Genomic DNA, 2601 nt, shown 5'->3' on the forward strand with positions numbered 1-2601 from the left:
GCCATGCGCCTCTCGGCGCGGAAGGGCGAGATGAACGACACCAGCACGATCAGGCCCGCATCCGCCATCAGCTTCGCCGTCTCCGCCACACGGCGGATGTTCTCCACCCGGTCGGCATCCGTGAACCCCAGATCGCGGTTCAGCCCATGGCGCACATTGTCGCCGTCCAGAATATAGGTGTGCCGCCCCGCCGCATGCAGCTTCTTCTCCAGAAGATTGGCCACCGTCGACTTGCCCGAGCCCGAAAGTCCCGTGAACCACAGGACCGCGGGCTTCTGGTGCTTCATCTGCGCGCGCGCCTCGCGCGTCACATCAAGCGCCTGCCAGTGAATGTTCGCCGCACGCCGCAACGGATGCTGGATCATCCCCGCCCCGACCGTCGCATTGGTCAGCCGGTCGATCAGGATGAACGCCCCCGTCACCCGGTTCTCGGCAAAGGTGTCGAAGGCAATCGGCGCCTGCAGCGCGAAATTGCACACACCCACCTCGTTCATTTCCAGCGCCTTGGCCGCTTCCTCGCTGAAATTGTTGATGTTGCGCCGGTACTTCAGATGGCTCACCGTCGCCGATACCTCGTCCGTCTCCGTGCGCAGAATGTAGGAGCGGCCCGGAAGAAGCGGCTTTTCATCGAACCACACCAGCGTCGCGGCAAACTGGTCGGCCACATGCGGCCGCGCCTCGGGCACCACCAGCATGTTGCCGCGCGAGACCTCGACCTCGTCGTCGAGCACCAGCGTCACCGCCTGCCCCGCGACCGCCTCGGCAAGGTCGCCCCCTTGCGTCACGATGCGCTTCACACGGCTCTGCTTGCCCGACTTGGCGACCGTCACCGGATCGCCCACACCGATGCGCCCTGCCGCCACCGTGCCGGCAAAGCCCCGGAAATCCAGATCGGGGCGCGACACATATTGCACCGGAAAACGGAACGGACGCCCGGCCGTATCGGCCTCAGTCTCCACCGTCTCAAGATGCTCCAGAAGCGCCGGGCCGCCATACCAGCCCATGCGCTGCGAGCGGGCGATCACATTGTCGCCATAGCGTGCCGAAAGCGGGATCGGCTGGATCGTCTCGAAACCCAGTTCCCGCGCAAAGGCCCGGTATTCCCCCGCAATCTGTTCAAACACCGCGCGGTCGAACTCCACAAGGTCGATCTTGTTCACCGCAAGAACGATGTGCCGGATGCCAAGAAGCGAGGCGATCATCGAATGGCGCCGCGTCTGCGGCAGGATGCCCTGGCGCGCATCCACGAGCACGATCGCAAGGTCCGCCGTCGAGGCGCCCGTGGCCATGTTGCGCGTGTACTGCTCGTGGCCGGGCGTATCAGCGACGATGAACTTGCGCTTGGGCGTCGAGAAGAACCGGTAGGCCACATCGATGGTGATGCCCTGCTCGCGCTCGGCCTCCAGACCGTCCACCAGAAGCGCGAAGTCGATCTCGCTGCCGGTCGTGCCGTGCTTGCGCGAATCCCGCTCCAGTGCGGCAAGCTGGTCCTCGAAGATCAGCTTCGTGTCGTAGAGAAGCCGGCCGATCAGCGTCGACTTTCCATCGTCGACCGAGCCGCAGGTCAGGAAGCGTAAAAGCCCCTTGCTCTCCTGGCCGGCCACATAATCGCTCATGGCCGCACCGGTCCGAGCCTCGCCCTCATCCAGACCGGCCTGATCCAGCGGCACAGCATTGCCCTTCAGCATCTCAGAAATATCCCTCGCGCTTCTTCTTCTCCATCGAGCCCGCCTCGTCGCGGTCGATCAGCCGCCCCTGGCGCTCCGAGGTGCGCGCCGTCAGCATCTCGCCCACAATGGCCTCAAGCGTCGTCGCATCGGAGGGGATCGCTCCCGTCAGCGGATAGCAGCCAAGCGTGCGGAAGCGCACCATGCGTTCCTCGACCTTCTCTCCAGGGAGAAGCTTCATGCGCTCGTCATCGACCATGATGGTCATGCCGTCGCGGTCCACGACGGGCCGCTTCCGGGCGAAATAGAGCGGCACGATGGGGATGTCCTCCTGCAGGATGTATTGCCAGATGTCCTGTTCGGTCCAGTTGGACAAAGGGAAGACGCGGATCGATTCTCCCTGCGCCACGCGCGTGTTGTAGATCTTCCACATCTCGGGCCGCTGGTTCTTCGGGTCCCAGCCATGGCCGGCCGAACGGAAGGAGAAGATGCGCTCCTTGGCGCGCGACTTCTCCTCGTCGCGACGCGCGCCCCCGAAGGCGGCGTCGAAGCCGTATTTGTCCAGGGCCTGGCGCAGCGCCACCGTCTTCATGATGTGGGTGTGCGTGTTGGAGCCGTGGTCGAACGGGTTGATCCCATCGCGAACCCCCTCCTCGTTCACATGCACCAGAAGCTCGAAGCCCAGTTCGCGCGCCATCCGGTCGCGGAACGCGATCATCTCGCGAAACTTCCACGTCGTGTCCACATGCAGGAATGGAAACGGAGGACGAGCCGGATAAAATGCCTTCAGCGCAAGATGCATCAGAACAGACGAATCCTTGCCAACCGAGTAGAGCATCACCGGCTTCGAAAACGTCGCTGCAACCTCCCGGAATATGTGTATCGATTCCGCCTCAAGACGGTCGAGATGGCTCAAGACTGTATGCATGGGGTC

Annotated in this window: 2 protein-coding genes; both read right to left on the bottom strand. The window is 63.6% G+C overall.

The annotated features are described in order from the left end of the window. On the bottom strand, positions 1-1616 hold a 1616-nt coding region (gene nodQ, locus NA8A_RS24090; protein WP_051018056.1), incomplete at its 3' end, for a bifunctional sulfate adenylyltransferase/adenylyl-sulfate kinase NodQ. 73 nt (positions 1617-1689) lie between these two features. Further along, the gene (gene cysD, locus NA8A_RS24095; RefSeq protein WP_040673560.1) at positions 1690-2595 is read right to left on the bottom strand and encodes a sulfate adenylyltransferase subunit CysD; all 906 of its coding nucleotides are present in this window, start codon (positions 2593-2595) and stop codon (positions 1690-1692) included. Positions 2596-2601: the final 6 nt, after the last annotated feature.

The sequence above is a fragment of the Nitratireductor indicus C115 genome (assembly GCF_000300515.1).
Classification (GTDB): domain Bacteria; phylum Pseudomonadota; class Alphaproteobacteria; order Rhizobiales; family Rhizobiaceae; genus Nitratireductor; species Nitratireductor indicus.

What these genes read in the sequence shown, in the direction of transcription:
- cysD (WP_040673560.1), bottom strand. Translation starts at nt 2,595, where the DNA reads ATGCATACAGTCTTGAGCCATCTCGACCGTCTTGAGGCGGAATCGATA.